Origin of the sequence: Komagataeibacter rhaeticus (assembly GCF_003207855.1) — a bacterium.
In the GTDB taxonomy this organism is placed as follows: Bacteria; Pseudomonadota; Alphaproteobacteria; order Acetobacterales; family Acetobacteraceae; genus Komagataeibacter; species Komagataeibacter rhaeticus.
The window spans coordinates 220,016-237,511 of record NZ_NKTZ01000004.1 but is presented as its reverse complement, the minus strand read 5'-3'; the positions used below and the strand labels follow the sequence as shown (position 1 = coordinate 237,511).

The 17,496-nt window shown below is 66.4% G+C and carries 18 protein-coding genes; 4 read left to right on the top strand and 14 right to left on the bottom strand.

All coding sequences use genetic code 11. The features are described 5' to 3' along the window. Positions 1–123 precede the first annotated feature (123 nt). From frr to folK, 9 genes are all read right to left on the bottom strand, one after another. Positions 124–690, bottom strand: coding sequence for a ribosome recycling factor (frr, locus tag CFR78_RS06745; protein ID WP_007399164.1), 567 nt, complete (start codon positions 688–690; stop codon positions 124–126). Between the two features lie 55 nt (positions 691–745). Continuing rightward, positions 746–1,489, bottom strand: coding sequence for a UMP kinase (gene pyrH / locus CFR78_RS06740; RefSeq protein WP_007399163.1), 744 nt, complete (start codon positions 1,487–1,489; stop codon positions 746–748). A gap of 116 nt (positions 1,490–1,605) precedes the next feature. After that, on the bottom strand, positions 1,606–2,523 hold the full coding sequence (era, locus tag CFR78_RS06735; protein ID WP_034929184.1) for a GTPase Era: 918 nt from the start codon (positions 2,521–2,523) through the stop codon (positions 1,606–1,608). Next, positions 2,520–3,296, bottom strand: a complete 777-nt coding sequence (rnc, locus tag CFR78_RS06730; protein WP_007399160.1) for a ribonuclease III — start codon at positions 3,294–3,296, stop codon at positions 2,520–2,522. The genes era and rnc overlap by 4 nt, the downstream gene beginning before the upstream one ends. A gap of 2 nt (positions 3,297–3,298) precedes the next feature. After that, positions 3,299–4,105, bottom strand: coding sequence for a signal peptidase I (gene lepB / locus CFR78_RS06725; RefSeq protein ID WP_110581056.1), 807 nt, complete (start codon positions 4,103–4,105; stop codon positions 3,299–3,301). A gap of 127 nt (positions 4,106–4,232) precedes the next feature. Continuing rightward, the gene (gene acpS, locus CFR78_RS06720) at positions 4,233–4,646 is read right to left on the bottom strand and encodes a holo-ACP synthase (RefSeq protein ID WP_034929181.1); all 414 of its coding nucleotides are present in this window, start codon (positions 4,644–4,646) and stop codon (positions 4,233–4,235) included. 3 nt (positions 4,647–4,649) lie between these two features. Continuing rightward, positions 4,650–6,941, bottom strand: a complete 2,292-nt coding sequence (locus tag CFR78_RS06715; protein ID WP_110581046.1) for a RelA/SpoT family protein — start codon at positions 6,939–6,941, stop codon at positions 4,650–4,652. 60 nt (positions 6,942–7,001) lie between these two features. Continuing rightward, positions 7,002–7,397, bottom strand: a complete 396-nt coding sequence (rpoZ, locus tag CFR78_RS06710) for a DNA-directed RNA polymerase subunit omega (RefSeq protein ID WP_007399156.1) — start codon at positions 7,395–7,397, stop codon at positions 7,002–7,004. Between the two features lie 82 nt (positions 7,398–7,479). Further along, positions 7,480–8,013, bottom strand: a complete 534-nt coding sequence (folK, locus tag CFR78_RS06705; protein WP_007399155.1) for a 2-amino-4-hydroxy-6-hydroxymethyldihydropteridine diphosphokinase — start codon at positions 8,011–8,013, stop codon at positions 7,480–7,482. Positions 8,014–8,209: 196 nt separating this feature from the next. Between folK and CFR78_RS06700 the strand changes: the two genes are divergently transcribed. Continuing rightward, positions 8,210–8,818, top strand: a complete 609-nt coding sequence (locus tag CFR78_RS06700) for a LabA-like NYN domain-containing protein (protein ID WP_007399154.1) — start codon at positions 8,210–8,212, stop codon at positions 8,816–8,818. A gap of 72 nt (positions 8,819–8,890) precedes the next feature. On the opposite strand, the gene CFR78_RS06695 is transcribed toward CFR78_RS06700, so the two are convergent. Beyond that, positions 8,891–10,387 carry a malate:quinone oxidoreductase gene (locus CFR78_RS06695; protein ID WP_007399153.1) on the bottom strand — a complete coding sequence of 499 codons (1,497 nt, stop codon included), beginning with the start codon at positions 10,385–10,387 and terminating at the stop codon, positions 8,891–8,893. Between the two features lie 364 nt (positions 10,388–10,751). Continuing rightward, entirely contained in the window at positions 10,752–11,705 is a 954-nt protein-coding gene (locus CFR78_RS06685) for a bifunctional enoyl-CoA hydratase/phosphate acetyltransferase (protein ID WP_034929174.1), read from the bottom strand. A gap of 185 nt (positions 11,706–11,890) precedes the next feature. On the opposite strand from CFR78_RS06685, the gene CFR78_RS06680 reads away from it, so the two are divergent. Continuing rightward, complete coding sequence (locus CFR78_RS06680; RefSeq protein WP_110581045.1) at positions 11,891–12,766, top strand: NAD(P)-dependent oxidoreductase; 876 nt, start codon at positions 11,891–11,893, stop codon at positions 12,764–12,766. Here CFR78_RS06680 and CFR78_RS06675 read toward each other — a convergent pair. Beyond that, positions 12,763–13,635, bottom strand: coding sequence for a squalene/phytoene synthase family protein (locus CFR78_RS06675; RefSeq protein WP_371440421.1), 873 nt, complete (start codon positions 13,633–13,635; stop codon positions 12,763–12,765). The genes CFR78_RS06680 and CFR78_RS06675 overlap by 4 nt on opposite strands. A 108-nt stretch (positions 13,636–13,743) precedes the next feature. Here CFR78_RS06675 and CFR78_RS06670 point away from each other — a divergent pair, with 108 nt between their 5' ends. Continuing rightward, positions 13,744–14,352, top strand: a complete 609-nt coding sequence (locus CFR78_RS06670) for a superoxide dismutase (RefSeq protein ID WP_034929349.1) — start codon at positions 13,744–13,746, stop codon at positions 14,350–14,352. An 81-nt stretch (positions 14,353–14,433) separates the two neighbouring features. Here the strand turns inward: CFR78_RS06670 and CFR78_RS06665 are convergent, their stop codons facing one another. After that, positions 14,434–15,861: a sugar porter family MFS transporter gene (locus tag CFR78_RS06665; protein ID WP_110581044.1), complete on the bottom strand. Its 1,428-nt coding sequence runs from the start codon at positions 15,859–15,861 to the stop codon at positions 14,434–14,436. An 88-nt stretch (positions 15,862–15,949) separates the two neighbouring features. After that, positions 15,950–16,339 (bottom strand): preprotein translocase subunit YajC, encoded by a 390-nt coding sequence (gene yajC / locus CFR78_RS06660; protein ID WP_007399146.1) that lies wholly within the window; start codon positions 16,337–16,339, stop codon positions 15,950–15,952. A 174-nt stretch (positions 16,340–16,513) separates the two neighbouring features. Here yajC and CFR78_RS06655 point away from each other — a divergent pair, with 174 nt between their 5' ends. Continuing rightward, entirely contained in the window at positions 16,514–17,386 is an 873-nt protein-coding gene (locus tag CFR78_RS06655) for an ATP-binding protein (RefSeq protein ID WP_007399144.1), read from the top strand. The last annotated feature ends 110 nt before the right edge of the window (positions 17,387–17,496 follow it).

Sequence of the window (17,496 nt, the reverse complement as noted above, 5' to 3'; positions counted from 1 at the left end):
GGCGACGTGCCCGGGCAGGCTGGCATGGCCTGTGGCACGATGATCTGATCCCGACAAGAGCTGGCTGCCCCCCTCAGTCACGCATACGATGGAGCAGAATGGATATGAGGCTCACGGATCAAATCAGACCTGCTTGATCTCACGCTCTTTCTCGACCAGCAGTTCGTCCACGCGCCTGACGTACTGGTCGGTCAGCTTCTGGATGGCATCGGACCATGTCTTGACATCATCCTCGCTGATGTCACCCGCCTTTTCCAGTTTCCGGGTCTGGTCCATGCCGTCACGGCGCACGCCGCGCACGGCAATCCTGCCATTCTCGGCATATTTCCCGGCAGCACGGGCCAGTTCGTTGCGACGCTCTTCGGTCAGCTGCGGAATGGGCACGCGCACGGTCTGGCCATCGGCCGCCGGGTTCAGCCCCAGCCCCGCGTCACGGATCGCGCGTTCGACCGCGCCCACCAGCGTGCGGTCCCATACCTGCACCGTCAGCATGCGGGCTTCGGGCACGGCAATGGAGCCGACCTGCGTCAACGGCACTTCACCGCCATAGGCTTCCACCCGCACCGGCTCCAGCAGGGCGGGGCTGGCACGGCCCGAACGCAGGCCCGCGAAGTCACGGCGCAGGCTTTCAATCGCGCCGTCCATACGGCGGGTCAGATCCGCCAGCAAACTTTTCTGATCGACAGACACTGTGGCCCTCCTTCTAATTCTTCATACACGCGACATGCCCGAAAGCAGCCCGGATTCAGTCCGCCGCCACGATGGTGGTGAACCGCCCCTGCCCCTGCATGACGCGGGAGAAGGCATTCGGCTCATGGATGTTGAATACCACGATCGGGAGCCGGTTCTCACGCGCCAGGCTTATGGCCGCGGCATCCATGACATTAAGGTCATTGGCCAGCACATCGCGGTAGGTCAGCGTGTCAAAACGCTGCGCATCGGGCACCTTGCGCGGGTCGGCGGAATACACGCCATCGACCTGCGTGCCCTTGAACAGGGCATTGCACTCCATTTCGGCCGCGCGCAGGGCGGCCCCCGTATCGGTGGTGAAGAACGGGTTGCCGGTACCGGCGGCAAAGATCACCACCCGTCCCTTTTCCATGTGCCGCACGGCGCGGCGGCGGATATAGGGCTCGGCGATGGAGGACATGTGGATGGCGGTCATCACGCGCGTGGGAATGCTGTGCCGCTCCAGCGCGTTCTGCATGAGCAGGGCGTTGATGACGGTGGCCAGCATGCCGGCGTAATCACCCTGCGCACGGTCCATGCCCCGCGCCGCCGCCGCCACCCCGCGGAAGATGTTGCCGCCACCGATCACAAGGCAGACCTCGATGCCGGTGCGGGCGACAGCGGCCACATCGGCGGCGATGCCATCAACGGTTGCCGGATCGATACCATACGATCCGCTGCCCATCAGGGCCTCCCCCGATACCTTGAGCAGGACGCGCTTGTAGGATGACGGGGCTTGGGGTTTGACGGACTGGGTCATTGATCCTCGGCGCAGGTCAGGCAAACAGGACTGGGGACGGGCAGGCCGCCCGACCATGCCCTGTCATATAGAGGGATGCCCCCCCCCACAAGCCGATCCCGCCCTCTTTTGAGGATTCAGGACGCATCATCCAGGCCGATGGCGCGCAGGCGGGCACGCTCCTCATCCCATCCCGCCCGCTCCTTCACGTTCAGGAAAAGATGGCATGTCCGCCCCAGCAGGCGGCCCAGTTCATGGCGCGCCTTTTCGCCAATGGCGCGAATCCGGCTGCCGCGCTCGCCAATCAGGATGGCCTTGTGCGAGGCGCGCGCGACATAGACCGTCACCTCGATCCGGACGGACCCGTCGGGACGTTCCTGGAAGGCTTCGGTTTCCACCGTGGCGGCGTAGGGCACTTCCTCATGCGTCTGCAGGAAGATCTGCTCGCGCACCAGTTCGGCCGCCAGCAGGCGGTCGGGCAGGTCGGTCAGGTCGTCCTCGGGGTAGAGATACGGCCCCACGGGCAGGGCTGCCGCCAAGCGGTCAAGCAGGTCATCCACCCCCTCGCCCGAGCGCGCGCTGACCATGAACACATGTTCGACCGGCAGGATGGCCGACAGTTCCGCCGTAAGCGGCAGCAGCGTGTCGCGCTTCACGAGGTCGGTCTTGTTGAGCACAAGCCACAGCCTGCGCTTCTGCTCGGCCAGACGGGCGGCAATGGCGCGCAGCGCATCGGTCATGCCCGCGCGTGCATCGACGATGAGCAGCGTGATGTCCGCATCATCCGAACCCGTCCAGGCGGCGGCGACCATGGCGCGGTCCAGCCTGCGCCTGGGCTGGAAGATGCCCGGCGTATCCACCAGCAGGATCTGCGCGCCATGGCGCATGAGGATGCCCAGCACCCTGAAGCGCGTTGTCTGCGCCTTGGGGCTGACAATGGACAGCTTGGTACCCGCCATGCGGTTGAGCAGCGTGGACTTGCCCGCATTGGGCGCGCCGACGATGGCTACGAACCCGCAGCGTGTGGTTGTGGTGTCGTGGTCCTGCCCGGTCATTGTCCATGCCCCCTGCGGTCGGTGGAAGATGCGGCCTGCCCGTCCGTGCCCAGCTGGCGCAGCAGGTCGGCCGCGGCATCGCTTTCGGCCGCGCGCTTGCTGCCCGCCACTCCCTGCCCGGTTTTTCCCTGCGCGTCCACCGCAATGACAAAACGCGGCGCATGGGATGGCCCTTCGGCCGAAACCACGCGGTAGCGCGGCAGCGGCAGGCCGCGCCCCAGCACCCATTCCTGCAGGGCGGTCTTGGGGTCCTTGGGCGGCCGGGCCTGGGCCACGATGGCGTCCTGCCACATCCGCCGCACGAAGGCGCGCGCGGGGTCCAGACCGCCATCAAGGTAGATGGCGCCCAGTATGGCCTCCACCGCATCGGCCAGCACGTTGGCCATCTGCCGCACCCCGGCGCGGGCCTCGTGCTCGGCCACGTCCAGCGCGGACTGCAGCGCCATGGCATGCGCCACCTCCGCCAGCACCGTGCGCGAGACGAGATGGGCGTGGCGGGGACCAAGCGCGCCCTCCTGCTCGGTGGGGAAACGCTCAAGCAGCCATTCGGCCATGACCAGGCCCAGCACCCGGTCACCGATGAACTCCAGCCGTTCGTTGGACCCGGCCCCCCGGGTCGCCACATTCTGGCGCGTGCGGCGGTTGCCACTGCGCTCATGGGCGGCGGAACGATGGGTCAGCGCGCGCAGAAGCAGTTCGGGCCGGGTGAAGTGATAGCCCAGACAGGCTTCCAGCCGCCTGATCTCGGCCGCGGGAACGCGGTCTTCCGCCACGGTCAGCGCACCCCCATGAACAGCCGGCCCCAGCGGATCTCCGCCGGCCAGTACCAGACCTGCCAGAAGGGATGCGCCGCATCGACGGACATGAAGATCCACTTGGCCTGCCCGATCAGGTTTTCCATCGGCACGAAGCCCAGATCCTGCGGTTCATCGCCCATGAAGCGGCTGTCGGCACTGTCGTCGCGGTTGTCGCCCATGGCGAAGAAATAGCCCGGCGGCACGACATATTCCGGCGTGTCGTTCTTGCCGCCCTCATCGGTCAGTTTCAGGATATCATGCGCCACCGGCCCGTGGCCGCCGCTGCCGGGCAGGATCTCGCGGTAGCGGTTGCCTTCCATGCGGGTACGGTGTTCGTCTATGGCGGTGTATTCGCCTTCCGGCTCGCGGGGGATTTCCTGGTTGTTGATGTACAGCCTGCCCTCGCGCATCTGGATCGTATCCCCCGGCAGGCCCACGATGCGCTTGATGTAGTCGATCGACGTATCCTTGGTGAAGCGGAACACCGCGACATCACCCCGATGGGGCGTGCTGTCCCATATCCGGCCGGTGAACAGGTTGGGCGAACCGGGCAGGGAAAAATGCGAATAGCCGTAGCTGTATTTGGCAACCCACACATAATCCCCCACCTGCAGCGTCGGGATCATGGAGCCGGAGGGGATGTTGAAGGGCTCGAACAGCACCGTGCGCACGCTGACCGCCAGCACGCCCGCAATGACGACCGTGCGGACCAGGTCCAGTATCCCGCCCTCGCGGCGCGGCGCATCGGAATGGGAGGAAGCGGAAACCGTCTTGTTATCGTCCATGGGCATAACTGTTCTTTTATCCGGATCTGGCATCGACCGGACAGGCATTGCCGGACGAATAACGGGGAGGGATCAAGCCCACGCGGGCCCCACCTGTCAAGCACCGGCCCGTGGGCCGGGACGCGGTTCAGGCGGTGGCCACCCTGTGCGCCGTAATCATGACCTGGGCGAAGGCGTAGGGGTGTTCATCGGTCATGGTCAGGAAAATCCGGGCTTCATACCCGGCGGGAAGCAGTTCCTGCAGCCGCGCCAGCGCGCCACCCGCCAGCTGCATGACCGGCTGGCCACCGGGCAGGTTTTCCACCCCCATGTCCCGGTGGAACACGCCGTGGGCAAACCCGGTACCCAGCGCCTTGGCGCAGGCTTCCTTCGCCGCCCAGCGCTTGGCATAGGTACCCAGCCGGGCGTTGCCCTGCCGCCGCTCCGCCGCCGCGCGCTCACGCGCGGTAAAGACGCGCTGCTCAAAGCGTGCGCCGTGGCGGGCGAGAACCGTCTCGATGCGCCGGGCATCGCACAGATCGGACCCGATGCCGACCAGCATGGCCTACCCCCTTGCCCGCTCGACCTGCACCACGCCGGGCGCCGCGCGCAGCGCCACCATGATGGCGGTCAGGTGCCGCAGGTCACGCACCTCGATATCGGCAAGGATCTCCATGAATTCAAGCTGGCGGTTGACGATGCGCAGGTTGACCATCACCCCTTCGTGCTTGGCGGCGATATTGGTCAGCGTGGCCAGCATGGCGGGTTCGTTGGCGGTCACCACGCTCAGCCGCCCGGTATGGGTGCCGGTGGCGTTGCGGGCAATCAGGTCGTAATCCCAGTCAAGGTCCATGAACCGCTCGGGGGTGGCGGCAAAGGTCTCCAGCGTCTGGCAGCCCAGCGTGTGGACCGTAATGCCCTTGCCAGTGGAGACGATGCCCACGATCCGGTCCCCCGGCAGCGGGTGGCAGCACCCGGCAAAATGCACCGCCATGCCCGCACCCACACCGGCCAGCGCCATGCCTGCCGCGGGTTTGCGCCGCCCGGCCGCCGCACTGGCCGCCCCGCCGCCGCCCGGCGCGCGCATGGACAGTCCCGGCACCATGCGTGGCGCACGCGGCGCACGGCGCAGTTCGGGATAGGCAAGCTGCACGACCTCACGCGCGGACTGGTTCCCGTTGCCTACCGCTACGTACAGGTCGGCCACCGATTGCAGTCGCAGGTCCTTCAGCAGGCTTTCCAGCACCTTTTCCGACCCGTCCACCCCTTCCTGCCGGAAGGCCTTGGCCAGTGCCACGCGCCCGCTTTCCAGATGCGCCTCACGCTGCTGCAGCGCCACATGCCGACGGATGCGCGCGCGCGCCTTGCCGGTCACGACAAACCGCTCCCACGATGGGGAGGGCGTGCCGCCGCGCGCGGTCATGATCTCGACCTGATCGCCATTCTGCAATTCATGGCGCAGCGGCATGAGCCGGCCATTGATGCGCGCGCCCACGCAGGTATCGCCCACCTGGCTATGCACGGCGTAGGCAAAATCCACCGGCGTCGCCCCGCGCGGCAGGGAAATCAGCTGCCCCTTGGGCGTGAAACAGAAAACCTGGTCCTGATAGAGTTCGAGCTTGGTATTTTCCAGGAACTCGTCCGGTGCGGCCGAGTCCTCAAGGATGTCAAGCAGGTCCTGCACCCAGCGCAGGCCGGACACAACACCCTTTGCTTCCCTGCCCCCCGCCGCATCGGGCAACTGCTTGTACAGCCAGTGCGAGGCCACGCCGTTTTCGGCCACGTCATGCATTTCCGGCGTGCGGATCTGCACCTCGATCTTCTGGTTGCGCGGGTGGCGCAGGGTCACACCCGTATGCAGGCTCTGGTAGCCGTTGGCCTTGGGGGTGGAGATATAGTCCTTGAACCGCCCGGCAATGACCGGATAGGCGGCATGCACCGCGCCCAGCGCCACATAGCAGGCCTCCCGCGAGGGCACGAGGATACGGAACGCCATGATGTCGGACAGTTGCTCGAAGGCGACGTTGCGCCGCTGCATCTTTTCCCAGATGGAATAGGGCGTCTTCTCCCGCCCCGTCACCTCCACGCCCTCCAGCCCCGCCTGCGCGCACAGGGCCTGAAGCTCCCGGCGGATCTCCTCGATCACGTCCGCCCCCTGCCCGCGCAGGTAGTTCAGGCGGGCGCGGATGGTGGCCATCGCCTCGGGCTTAAGGGCCGCGAACGACAGGTTCTGGAGTTCCACCTTCACCTTGTCCATGCCGATACGGCCGGCAAGGGGGGCGTAGATCTCCATCGTTTCACGCGCGATGCGCTGGCGGCGGTCCAGCCGCTGCACGTAATGCAGCGTGCGCATGTTGTGCAGCCGGTCCGCCAGCTTGACCAGCAGCACGCGGATGTCGCGTGACATGGCCAGCACCAGCTTGCGGAAGTTTTCCGCCTGCTTGGTCCGGTCGGACTGCAGTTCCAGCCGGGTCAGCTTGGTGACGCCATCCACCAGTTCGGCCACGGTATCGCCAAACTGCTCACGCAGTTCCTTCTGCGTAACCCCCGTATCCTCGATCGTGTCATGCAGCAGCGCGGTGATGATCGAGGCGGTATCGAGATGGAATCCCGCCAGTATGTTGGCGACCGCCAGCGGATGGGTGATGTAGGGATCGCCGTTGTCGCGTGCCTGCCCGGCATGGGCGGCCTGGGCCACGGCAAAGGCCCGGCGGATCAGGTCCGCATCGGCCGTGGGGTCATAGGCGTGAATGCGACGGATCAGTCCCTCGCACGATATCACGCGCTCCCCTCCCCCCGCCATGGCGGGAAGGCTGGCCGCATCCGCGGCCACGCCGCCCGTGACGGGCACGGGCATGGAGGAAGATGGCGTTTCCGATCTGACCGGGTCAGTCACCTTCCACCCCTTCGTCAGATATTACCGGCCCCGTCCGCTCAGGGCGGCCTCGACCGAGGCTTCCAGTTCCTCGGCGGACATGCCGCCGCCGGCATGACGCGCCTCTTCCTCGGCCGAGACATCCTGCAGGCCGAAGATGTTGTGTTCGGTCGGGATCAGGTCGGCCACTTCCTCATCCGCGGGTTCGGGTTCGGGCGCGCGCGCCAGCGAACGGATAAGGTCGCTGCGGATCTGCTCCAGCCCCACGGTCTGGTCGGCAATCTCGCGCAGGGCGACGACGGGGTTCTTGTCGTTATCGCGGTCGATCGTCATTTCCTCGCCACGCGACAGGGCGCGTGCGCGCTGGGCCGCCAGCAGCACCAGTTCAAAACGATTGGGAACCCGCTCAACGCAGTCCTCGACAGTGACGCGTGCCATCAGGCATGAACTCCGGTTGTTAATTGGTTGTGTTGATCAGAATTTACCTTATTACCCGCTGCCCTGTCCCGGCGCAAGCATTTCAGTCGGCATCGGCCATGGGGGCAATCTCCTGCCCCGCAACGCCGGGCAGGAAGGCATCAAGCCCCTGCCCGCTTACGGGGTCACGCCATTCGGGCATGACATCGCGCAGCGGCAGCAGCACGAACGCCCGCGCGGTGGCGCGCGGGTGCGGCAGGACGGGGTCGGGTGCCGCGCGCACCAGATCACCCATGGTGATGATGTCCAGGTCCAGCGGGCGGGCGGCGTTGCGGACGGTGCGCCTGCGGCCGGCTTCGGCCTCGATCGCGTGCAGCCGTGCCAGCAGCCAGGCCGGGTCCACCCGGCCGGACAGCCGCACGACTCCGTTCACGTAAGGGGGCTGCCCCGAAGGGGGCACCGGCGCACTTTCATACCATCGTGAGACCGCGGCCACGCGCAGGCCGGGCAGGCGCGCAAGCTGGCGCACCGCCCACCGGCAGGTCATGGCCGCAGTTTCACCACTTTCGCGTGGCAGGTTGGCGCCTACGGCAATTGTTATATCGTCTGCCGGGGCAGCATATTGCGGCATTGTCATGTGAAAACTGTATTCCGGCGGCTTCGTGTCGGTTAGTAATCCCTGCCCATGGGGAACTTCCTGTCGGGCCAGGGTTTCTGCATATCAAGGATCATTGCTGCAAGACGACTTTACACCTCGATACAAAATACATGCCAAGCCTGAATTTAACCCGGTCATGACATATTCACTTTCTTGTTTCAGGGACAGATCATAAATGTTTTTTCAACCTCAGGAGCGGCTTTGTCTTTTTATAGACGGCACCAGCCTGTACTCCGCATCCCGCAATCTTGGTTTTGAGGTCGATTATCGCAAGCTGCTGCAGTTCTTTCGCGCCAAGTCAAATGTCCTGCGTGCCTATTACTATTCCGCCGTACTGGATACCGAGGAATATTCACCCCTCAAACCCCTTACGGACTGGCTTGTCTATAATGGCTACACGCTTGTCACCAAGAACGCGCGCGAATTCATAGACCATAATGGCCGCCGCCGCGTGCGGGGCAACATGGACGTGGAACTGACGGTGGACATGATGGAAATGGCGCCGCATATCGACCATGCGGTGCTGTTCAGCGGGGATTCGGATTTCCGCCGCCTGCTGGAATCCGTCCAGCGTCAGGGCGTGCGCACCACCGTTGTCGGTTCGATCAAGACCACACCGCCGCTGATCGGTGATGAACTGCGCCGGCAGGCCGACCAGTTCATTGAACTGGCCGATATTTCGGCCAACTTCATGCGCCGCCATATCGAAAGCCGCGCACCGCGCAACACCGCCCCCCCCGTGCGCCACCCGGCCGACCAGATGAGCGAGCACGACGAGGACTGAACCGGGAAACGCCCTGTCCCGGACACAGGCCCCGCCCCGCCCCATGCGGGGCGGGGTTTTTTAATACGGGGTTCAGCCGTCCAGCTGCAGGGCGGTGCGGGTGCGCGCGCGCACCTGCGCGCACAGGGCCGCATCCTGCCCCAGCTTGACACCGTAGGAGGGGATCATCTCCCGCAGGCGGGCCTCCCACTGCGGCAGGCGGGCGCCAAAGCAGCGCTGCAGGACCGTCAGCATGATCGGCGCCGCCGTGGACGCACCGGGGGATGCCCCCAGCAGGCCCGCAATCGACCCACCGGCCCCTGTCACCACCTCGGTGCCGAACTGCAGCACGCCGCCGCGCACGGGGTCCTTCTTGATCACCTGCACGCGCTGGCCTGCGGTAATCAGTTCCCAGTCCTCCTTGCGCGCGGTGGGCACGAAGTCACGCAGGGCCCTGAGCCGGTCCTCGCTGGACTGGAGCACCTGCTGGATCAGGTATTTGGTCAGCGGCATGTTATCGCGGCCCACGGCCATCATGGCACCGATATTGTCCATGCGGATGGAACGCGGCAGGTCCAGCCACGACCCCTGCTTGAGGAACTTGGTGGAGAACCCGGCATAAGGCCCGAACAGCAGCCCACGCTGGCCATCGATCACGCGCGTGTCCAGATGCGGCACCGACATCGGCGGCGCCCCCACCGATGCCTTGCCATACACCTTGGCCTGGTGCCGGGCCACGATCTCGGGGTTGGTGCAGCGCAGGAACTGCCCGCTTACGGGGAAGCCGCCAATGCCGCGCGCCTCCGGTATGCCGCTTTTCTGCAGCAGGTGCAGCGCGCCACCGCCCGCGCCCACGAACACGAATTTGGCGCGCACCCGGCGTTCCGCCCCGCCATGCATGGCCCGGACCGATATATCCCATTCGTTATTGCCCGCGGGCTTGAGGTCTTCCACCTCCTGCCCCAGGTTCAGCTCGAACCCCGGCCTGCCACGCAGCAGGTCAACCAGGCGGTGGGTCAGCGCACCGAAATTCACGTCCGTCCCCGCCGGGTGCCAGGTGGCGGCGAGCTTCTGGCCGGGCGCGCGGTCTTCCATGACCAGCGGCATCCACTGGCGCAGCTGTGCCCCGTCAGAGGAAAGCGACATGCCCTCAAACAGCGGATGCTGCTGCAGGGCCGCATAGCGCCGCTTCAGGAAATCCACGTTTTCGGCACCCCATACAAAACTCATATGCGGGACGGGGGTCAGGAAATCACGCGGGCTGGGGATCTGCCCCGTCTCCACCAGATAGGACCAGAACTGGCGTGAAACCTGAAAGGCCTCGTTCACGTTCACGGCCTTGGAGATGTCAACGGTCCCGTCGGGGCGCAGCGGGGTGTAGTTCAGTTCGCACAGGGCGGAATGGCCCGTGCCCGCGTTGTTCCAGCCATTGGAACTTTCCAGCGCCACGTCATCCAGCCGCCCGAACAGCGCGATGGACAGGCCCGGCTCAAGCTGGCGCAGCATGGCGCCCAGCGTGGCACTCATAATTCCGCCACCAATCAGGACCACATCGTAGGTGGAGGCGGCGGAAGGGGAAGTCGAGGTCATGGCATTCTCCGGATCGGCATCGGAAACCCGCTGCGTGGCTGGTCATCGGCTTGACCGGGCAGCCACCCGGCGGCGCGGGGAACCCGGCCTGATTGCACGTTCATGGTCTGGTACCGGCCTGACCGGCACCCCGGCCCCCATGGCGCGCGCCACATGGCCGGTACACTCTGTCAGCCCTTTCCTTGCCACCATGTGGGGCAGGCCACGGCATCATCTCTGCGCGAGGAACACAGCCCTCCGCCCCGCCGCATGGCTGGAACCGCGCTGCAAGAGCGCACCGGCCGCCCCAAAAGCGGCGACGGCTCGCATGGACAACATCCCGCGAGCGGGCGCGGCCCCTGCTTACACCCATCATGGCCCGCCGTCATCCGCGCGGGGCCACGGGGGCAACCGGATTCCCCCCGTAACCCTGCCCGATCATGGCCGCCGCCACCATGCATGACAGCACGCGCACCGGCACCGGGTCGGCCCGGCTGGTCAGGATGACCGGGACGCGCATGCCCATGACAATGCCCGCCGCGCGCGCCTGCCCGATGAAGGTCATCTGCTTGGCCAGGATATTGCCCGCCTCCAGATCCGGTACCACCAGTATGTCCGCCAGTCCCGCGACGGGAGAGGTAACACCCTTGCACCGCGCGGCTTCGGGACTGATCGCGTTGTCCAGCGCCAGCGGCCCGTCCACCACGCCGCCGGTAATCTGGCCACGTTCGGCCATCTTGCACATGACCGCCGCATCCAGCGTGGAGGGCAGGTCGGGGTTGACCACCTCCACGGCGGAAAGCAGCGCCACCCGTGGCCGCCCGATGCCCAGCATGTGCGCAAGGTCGATGCTGTTCTGCACGATGTCGCACCGCGTACCCAGGTCCGGGGCGATGTTGACCGCCCCGTCACTGACCAGCAGCACGCGCGGGGCCTGTGGCGCATCCAGCACGTAGACATGGCTCATCCGCCGCGCCGTGCGCAGCCCGCCCTCGTGATGGCCCAGTTCATGAAGGAAGATGCGCGAATGCAGCGAGCCCTTCATCAGCGCCGCGATCCGGCCTTCATGCGCCATGGCCACGCCCGTGCGGGCCGCCTCCTGCGGGGTGGGCACGTCCACCATCTGGCAGCCATCAAGGGGAATGCTGGCGGAAGCCGCAAGCTGGCGGATCTCGCCCACCGGCCCGATCAGGAAGGGCACGGCCAGCCCCTGACGGACAATCCCGGCCACCGCGTGCAGGGCGGGCAGGCTGCAGGGATAGACCACGCCCAGCGTGATGGGCGGCCTGTTGGCAAGGCCGTGTGCAAGATCATCAAAAAAACGCAGGCTGCGCATCATGTCTCCTTCCCGTTACGGACAGGCTGTCGCCACCTGATGCCACACCACCCCGCCTTCCGCCGCCATCATCTTTATGCGAGCCATCCCGCCAGGGTGACAGCGCGGCCTGTCGTCATGCATGCTGGCGCCCACATCATGCACATGGCCCGGATGGCCATGACTGAAACCTGGCAGGAGAAACACGCATGTCTACCGCACCCCTGATCGGATTTGTCGGCTTCGGGGCCATGGCGTCCCGCATGGGGGCCAACCTGACCAAGGCGGGCTACCGGATTGCCGCCTATACCCCATCGGGCAAGGGGGGGGATGGCAGCACGCGCTTCCTGCCCACCGCCCGCGCGCTGGCGGCGGAAGCCGATATCGTGCTGGTATCCGTGCCCGATGACGAGGCGCTGGCCGGGGCGCTGCATGGCCCGGAGGGCGTGCTGGCGGGGCTGAAGGCGGGGGGCGTGCTGATCAACACCAGCACCATCGCCCCCGAAACCGCCGAGGCACTGGATGCGGAAGGCACGGCACGCGGCCTGCATGTGATCGACGCCCCCGTGGCGGGCAGCACGCCGGAGGCGGAAGCGGGCAACCTGATCGTGCTGGCGGGCGGGACGGCCGAGGCCATTGCCCGTGTGCAGAAGGTTTTTGACACCATTGGCCGCCTGACCATCCATGCAGGCCCGGCAGGGTGCGGCACGAAGCTCAAGCTGGTGATCAACGGCATCATGGGATCGACACTGGCGGTGGTGGCGGAAGGTGTTGCCTACGGTCTGGCCGCCGGGCTGGAGCGGGGCATGCTGTTCGATGCGCTGGACGAGGTGCCGGTCATCTCGCCCCACCACAAGCGCAAGCTCAAGGCGGCGAAAGCGGGGGATTTCAGCCCGCAGTTCCCTGCCCGGCTCATGCAGAAGGACATGCGCCTGCTGCTGACCAGCGCGGCGCGCCAGACGGCCCCCCTGCCCGCCATGGCCGCCGCGACCCAAAGCCTGTCGCTCACCCGCCGCCGCCACCCGGACGAGGATTATTCCGCCCTGTTCGCGGTCATGGAAAGCCTGGTGGCCAACACCCCCTAAATCCGCCCGCGCAGCCGTGCCATGATCACGGCCAGCCGGTCCCCCATGCCACGCGGCAGGGCGTGGGGGGCCGCCGGGCCTTCACGCATGTCACGCAGCCCCAGCACCGCGGGCAGGCTTGCGGCCAGCGCGGGGCGCGGCAGGCGGCCACCTGCCCGCGCCCGGTCCAGCCAGTCCCGGCCCTGCTGGCGCAGCATGGCACGCAGGGCCGCGATCTGGGTGGGCGTGGGCCGCCCCGTCCGCAGCCCGTCGCGCGTAAGCCCGGCCATGGCCAGCGCGTCATCGGGCAACGGGCAGCGCCCGGCCGCCAGCACGGCGGGCAGGTAGCGCACCAGCGCCCCCACGCCATACACCCCGCCCAGCAGGCGCACGCGCGCCAGCACGCCCGCATCCGCAATGCCCGCCGCCTGCGCCATGGCCACCTGCATGCCGCCCGCGCCATCCAGCATGGAAGCCTGCCATGCAGCGCTGTCCGGCAGGCCCTCAAGTTCACATTCCCGTGCCTCGATCATCGCCACCAGTGTCCCGCGCCGCACCGCGCCGCGCGCCAGCAGGTCAAGCACGCTGGCCGCCAGTTCAACCCGCCGGGCGTTGCCACCTTCCAGAACATCCCGCCACCATTGCAGCCGGATCAGCCCCGCCATCGGCCCCGCCACCGACCACGATGCAGGCAGCGCCAGCGCGCGCGTGCACTCATGATTGAAGGCAATCAGCACCATGGCGGCATGACGCGCGGCGGCCGGCAGGAACAGCGCACAGAAGAAGCGGTCCGGGTCCGCCTTACGGGCGGCGTGCATGAGCGAGAGGGCCGTGCCGCCTGATTGGCATGCATCCATCCGGTCCGTCATGGCGTTTGCACCGGGTGGCATGGGATGGCGGTGTTCATGTGTCCGTCACTTGACGCACCCGCTCCGCCCCCATAGCAATCTTGGTATGGCGGCTGCCGGCCGCCCCTTGCAATTCCCAGGAGAATGTTCATGGCTTTTGAATTGCCGTCCCTTCCCTTCGCCTACAATGCCCTTGCCAACCGTGGCATGTGCCAGGAAACGCTGGAGCTGCATCATGACAAGCACCATCAGGCCTATGTGACGGCCCTGAACGGGTTTGTCGAATCCAAGCCGGAACTGCAGGGCAAGTCGCTTGAGGAAATCATCCTCATGGTCAAGGGCAAGCCTGACCTGGCCCCCGTGTTCAACAATGCGGGACAGCACTGGAACCACATCCTGTTCTGGCAGAACCTGGCACCGTCGGGCGGGGCGATTCCCGACTCGCTGAACAGGAAGCTGATCGAGGATTTCGGCAGCATCGAGAAGTTCAAGGCCGACTTCAAGGCCGCCGCCGCATCGCAGTTCGGCTCCGGCTGGGCATGGCTGGTGCTGGGTTCCGATGGCAAGCTGAAGGTGACCAAGACCGCCAACGGCTCCAACCCGCTGGCCGAAGGCCAGGGCAAGGTGCTGCTGGGTCTCGATGTGTGGGAGCATTCCTACTACCTCGATTTCCGCAACCGTCGCCCCGACTATATCGTCAACTACCTGGACAAGCTGGCCAACTACGAGTTCGCCGAAGCGCAGCTCCAGTCCGCCTGATCCGGCCCGTTACCGGCCAGACCACGAAAAACCCGGCCATGCGCCGGGTTTTTTGCATCCTTCCACCCGGTGCGCCCCCGGTCAGGAATGCCCCTGCCCCCCCAGCGTGCGCAGCGGCGTGCCGCGCATGAGTTCCGCCTCGATCTGTTCCAGCGTCATGCCCCGGGTTTCGGGCACGCGCAGCACCACCATGAGCAGGAACAGCGCATTCAGCCCCGCATAGATCCACAGCACCCTGTCCGCCCCCAGCAGTTCCAGCCCCGTCAGGAACGTGGCGCTGACCAGCATGTTGGCAATCCAGTTGGCGCAGGTGGAGCATGCCATGCCGAATTCCCGCCCGCGCAGGGGCAGGATCTCGGCACAGAGCAGCCACGCCAGCGGCCCGGCCGAAAACGCGAACGCGGCAACGAACAGCAGCATGAACCCACCCATGAGCAGCCGCATGCCCGGCATGACCGGAATGCCGCCCGCCACCATCAGGGCCTGCCCCCCCATGGCCAGCGCCATGACGGCGAACCCGGCAACCAGCATGGGCCTGCGCCCCACGCGGTCGACACAGGTCGTGGCCACACAGGTGGAAAGCAGGTTGATCACCCCCACCCCCACCGGCCCCCAGACCTGCGCGTAATGCCCGTATCCCGCAAGCCCGATCAGGTGCGGCGCGTAATACAGCACCGCGTTGATGCCCGAGAACTGCTGCGCCACCTGCAGCCCCACCGCCAGCCACATGGCGCGGCGGCAGTTGGGGTCGCGCATGAAGCTGCCAATGCCGTCACGCCGCGCCGAGAGCCGGGCCATTATGGCATTGCGTTCGGCCATGACCATGCGCGGCAGGCCGCGCAGCTCGATCAGCACGCGCCGCGCATCACGCTCACGCCCCTGCGCCAGCAGCCAGCGCGGGCTGGGGGGCAGGAACAGCACCCCCATCATGAACACCAGCCCCGGAAAGCCGACAATGCCCAGCATCCACCGCCACACCCCGAAATAGGAGAACAGCCCGTCGGATACGAAAGCCGCCAGCAGCCCGCATGAAATCATGAGCTGGTAGCCCAGGATCATGGCGCCACGCCGGCCCGAATCAGCAATTTCGGCAATATAGAGGGGGGTTGTGAACGTGGTTGCCCCCGTTGCCAGCCCCAGCAGCAGGCGGGCGAACAGCAGCATGTGGAACGATGTCGCTTCGGCACACAGCAGCGGGCCGATCACGAACAGCCCGGCGGTCAGCACCAGCGTGCGCTTGCGCCCCCATGCATGCGACATCCACGCCGCGCACAGCACGCCAAGGGCCGCCCCCAGCAGCATGATGGCCACCAGGGATTCGCGCTGGAAGTCCGACAGGATGAACTCCTGCGCGATCAGGTCCAGTGCGCCGGACATGACGCCGGTATCCAGACCGAACAGGATGCCCGACAGCGCGGCCAGCCCCCCGATCAGCCCGGCACGCCCCCGTATGACTGGCCTGTGCCGGATGCTCTGGTCAGTCTGGGCGCCACCGGGCTGCGTGTGCATTCACCATCACTCCTGCTTTCCACCCAGAACGGCACAGCACCGGGGAAGTTCGCCCCGCGCGTGCCATGGAGGGAACAAAAGAGCAGGGTCAGGCGTTCTTGTCGGTCGTTTTGGCGGCACTGTCATTGGCGGGGGTGGCGGCACTGGTGATGACCGAGCTTATGGTATCGCGCAGCACGGCCACGCGCACGCCCTGCGCGATCTCGACTTCCACCTCGTTGGACTCCGCCTGCACCTTCTGCACCACGCCAATGATTCCGCCCGCCGTCAGCACCCGGTCCCCCCGGCGCAGGGCCGCAAGCTGGCTGCGCAGCTGCTTCTGCTTGACCTGCTGGGGGCGGATGAGCAGGAAGTAGAAAATGGCGAACATCGCCACGTAAGGCAGCACGGCCATGATGCCATCCCCGCTGAGCAGGCCGCCGCCCGCAGCCTGCGCATGGGCGGGGGTGGTCAGTAAATCATTGAAAATCGAAGGCATTGCTATCTTTCCGGCAAATGGTGGGATTGAACGGGTTGCGGGTTTGCCATGCGGACCATAGTTTTCGCCTGTTTCCCGTCAAGGCGTTCGCCTGCCATTGCTGGCCAACGCGCTCCGGAGCCCCCGGTGGCAGCGGCCACCGCCATGCCATGCTGAAAGAAAGCAGGACCGACGATGGACAGCACGACCCTTCCCGTTCTCGAACGCATTGCCGCGGCCCTTGAGCGGCTTTCCCCACCCGCCCCGTCGCTTGCCGGGCTGGACGCGGCGGATGCCTTCATCTGGCATCCCGGCCTTGGCCGCCTGACCGCCGTGCCGCATGTGGCCCATGTGGACATGGGGCTGCTGCAGGGCATCGACCGCCAGCGCAGGCTGCTGCTGGACAACACGCTGCATTTCGCAAGTGGCCTGCCCGCCAACAACGCCATGCTGTGGGGCGCGCGCGGCATGGGCAAGTCATCGCTGGTCAAGGCCGCCCACGCGCAGGCCAACCTGGTGGATGGCCAGCCCGCCGCACCGGGAAAGGGGCGGCTGGTGCTGGTCGAGATCCAGCGTGAGGACCTGTCCACCCTGCCCGACCTGCTGGCCCTGCTGCGCGCAAGCCCGCGCCGGTTCATCGTGTTCTGCGACGACCTGTCGTTCGAGCGCGAGGATGCGGACTACAAGGCGCTGAAATCCGTACTGGATGGCGGTATCGCCGGCCGGCCGGCCAATGTGCTGTTCTATGCCACGTCCAACCGCCGCCACCTGATGCCGCGCGAAATGATCGAGAACGAAAGCTCCACCGCCATCAACACCGCCGAGGCAACGGAGGAAAAGGTCTCGCTCTCCGACCGTTTCGGCCTGTGGATCGGCTTTCACAACTGCGCGCAGGACACCTTCCTGGCCATGGTCCGGGCCTATGCGAAGGAACGCCACCTGCCGATCACGGATGCCGATCTGGTGCGGCAGGCCAATGCGTGGTCGCTGGGGCGCGGCGGCCGGTCGGGCCGGGTGGCGTTCCAGTTCATCGAGGACCTGAGCGCCGAACTTTCCGCCAAAGGATGATCCATAACAAGGATGGCACCGGGCGGGTACTGCCATAAATGCCACGATGCGCGCCCCTGTGCACGGCATGATGGGACGGCCGGAATGCTGGTGGCAAAGGGGGCGCGCGG